Origin of the sequence: Sulfurimonas sp., assembly GCF_023229025.1 — a bacterium.
In the GTDB taxonomy this organism is placed as follows: Bacteria; Campylobacterota; Campylobacteria; order Campylobacterales; family Sulfurimonadaceae; genus Sulfurimonas.
In genome coordinates this window covers 1-2769 of sequence record NZ_JALOAA010000079.1, presented here as the reverse complement: position 1 = coordinate 2769, position 2769 = coordinate 1, and the positions used below count along the sequence as shown (strand labels likewise).

The window sequence follows — 2769 nt, the reverse complement described above, 5'->3', positions numbered from 1 at the left end:
CGCAGAGGATTGGCTTAATGCTAGAGGCTATAATGGAGGAGCTCTCTCATCTCAGCGCATCAGTGAGTTTCTGAGATTTTTAGATAAGGATATTCAAAACACCTTTTTCAGCCAATGGATAGGCAAGAAGGGAGAGGACAAGAGCCTTATCTTTGATATTAGTAGCATCTCATCATACTCGCGAGATAACAAATATGTAGAGAGGGGCTATAACCGAGACCATGAGAGGCTTGAGCAGATTAACATAGCCCTCATTAGTACCTACCACTCTAATACCCCCCTTTGGTGTACCGAGCTGCCGGGTAGCATGTCGGACCAGGTTGTTATTGAATATGTGTTAAACCATCTTGAGAAGCTAGATGTGGGAAAGGTGGGCTTTATCTTAGACAGGGGCTTCTATAGTGAAGATAATATTCGTAACCTTACTGACAAGAAGCATAAGTTCACTATTCCCGTCCCCTCCCACATCAAATGGCAGAAAGAGTTTATTGACAACCACCGAGGGGGAGTGCAGCGTCCTGCCAATCTTATTCAGGGAGATGAGAAAGATTCCATCATCTATGCTCTGACGAAGGTTAGCACTACTGAGTATGGGAGGATGTGGATCCATCTCTACTACGATGCGCTAAAGAAAGAGAGGGACATAGCTCACCTGATGAATACTCTCAAAAAGTGTCAAGATGACCTTGAGACGGGGATTCTCCTCAAGGGTAGAGAGCACTACTATGAGCGGTACTTTGAAGTAAAGGAGACGCCAATCAGAGGGAGGAAGGTTACCCTCAAAGAGGATGAAGTGGATGCCTACATCAATGGCTACAGTGGATATTGGGTCTTACTATCCTCCCATGAGAAGGAGGCCCAAAAGGCCCTCTGCCACTACCGGATGCGCAACAACATAGAGTTGCACTTCGATGATTTGAAGAACACTTTGGATTGTAACCGTATACGCGTCCACTCAGCCGATGTGATGCAGGGGAGGATCTTTATTAACTTCCTAGCGATGATAATCATCAATGAGTTAAAGGGCATGCTTGCCACCATCCCTGCCAAAGAGAGGAACTACTGGAACTTAAAGATGGTCCTTAACAAAGTGGCAACTTACTCAAAGATTCACTACAAAGGTAAGTATAAAGATGTCTACACAGTCCCAACCAAGGCCCAGAGACTAATCTTCGACCTCTTCAACATCAAGTACCAGTGGAAGAATAAGGTGGTCAACGATGATGAAGCCACCACCCAATTCAGTGAGTCAAGCGAGACCTAGTTACAAAAAGTTGGGAATTTGGGATTTATTGATAGACATAGCCATTTCAGGTTGCTATGGTAGTATTAAGCAGCAAAGATTTACGCGATAGAGAGAATAATTAACTAGCTGGTAATACAATCAGGTAGTTGGTGGTAATGGTTTTGGGGAGATACCGTGTACAATATTAAAAATAAGACTGCAAGAAAGATTGAGTATACTACTTTTTCAGAACTGAATATGTTAGAGAGCGATATAGAAGAAATCTTACGGAATAGTATTGAAATGCTCTGTGATGATGAAGAGTCAATGCTAATTGTTGGCAGGCAAGTTAGAAATCAAAGTAGAGGGCGTAGCGACCTGACTGCTATAGATAATAATGGCAACATAGTACTTATCGAGATAAAAAGAGACAAGAATGATATTGTGGGTCGCAGTGAAGCTTTTGAGTTCCAAGCAATTAGATATGCGGCTAGTTATGCAACAATAAATGAAATTGAGGACCTTGTTGAGAAAGTGTATGCTCCCTATATTGAAAAATACAGGGATGAATTTGAGCTTGGAGAGCTGACATCTTATGAACTGGGGATTAGGAAAGTAAATGAATTTTTAGAAGAAAATAACGCTGTTAGTAATTTTAATAGGAAGCAAAGAATTCTATTGGTTGCATCCAACTTTGATGAGCAAACTCTGTCAGCTGTGGCTTGGCTTAATAGCAACAATGTCGACATGAGTTGCTATAAACTTAATCCGTATAAACTTAATGATGAGCTATTCTTTAAAATAGATAAGATATTGCCACTACCCGATTATGATGAATTCTATGTAGATATTACAGATTCTCCTATTAAACAATATGCAGACAAAAAGAAAATCACAAGAAGGGTTCTGCCTAAAATTGATAAAATGCTGGAATGGGGAGTCGTCAAGGAAGGAGACATAATTGTTCCCAAAGGTAAAACTGAGGAAGCAGAATTACTAGCTAATGGTAATGTCTTAGTGAACGGTGAAGAAATGTCAATGCAAACATGGCTTAAGACTGTTTTTGGCTGGTCAAGTGTCGAGACCTACGGATTCACCATCCATAAAGAGTCAGGAAAAACACTTTCTCAAATCAGAATGGAGTATATGGTGAAAGAGGATTGAGAGACCTATATTTTTTTAAATGCTAAATAAGAAAGCCCATATTTTGAAGGTTATATTATGGTAAGAATACCAAGAGTAATATGATTACACCTATTGTGCCCACAAATTTTATTCTATCATGATATTTGATTAGTGATAGGAGATGTGAAATTTACTAAGTCATGGATTTATTGTGGCAGTAAGAAGTTTTATATATAAGCCACTATCTGCTGCACTATTATCACAACACCATTGATACCTACAAAGATATAGACATATTTCTTTAACCATTCGAGCTTGAGGGCTTTGAAGACTAGTAGGCCTAATAGTAGTCCTAGAGCAAGTCCTAGCCACCCATATAAGATAAATTGGAGGTTATCAAAATGTAAGTCACCCTTAAA

The 2769-nt window shown here is 39.8% G+C and carries 3 protein-coding genes; 2 read left to right on the top strand and 1 reads right to left on the bottom strand.

Translation table 11 applies throughout. The features are described from left to right. Both M0Q20_RS10995 and M0Q20_RS10990 read left to right on the top strand, forming a co-directional pair. The coding region (locus M0Q20_RS10995; RefSeq protein WP_295061917.1) for a transposase at positions 1-1264 on the top strand (1264 nt) is incomplete at its 5' end. Between the two features lie 156 nt (positions 1265-1420). Further along, positions 1421-2389, top strand: coding sequence for a hypothetical protein (locus tag M0Q20_RS10990; protein ID WP_295061914.1), 969 nt, complete (start codon positions 1421-1423; stop codon positions 2387-2389). Between the two features lie 188 nt (positions 2390-2577). Here M0Q20_RS10990 and M0Q20_RS10985 read toward each other — a convergent pair. After that, positions 2578-2769, bottom strand: a 192-nt coding sequence (locus M0Q20_RS10985) for a hypothetical protein (RefSeq protein ID WP_295061911.1), incomplete at its 5' end; no start/stop codon positions are given.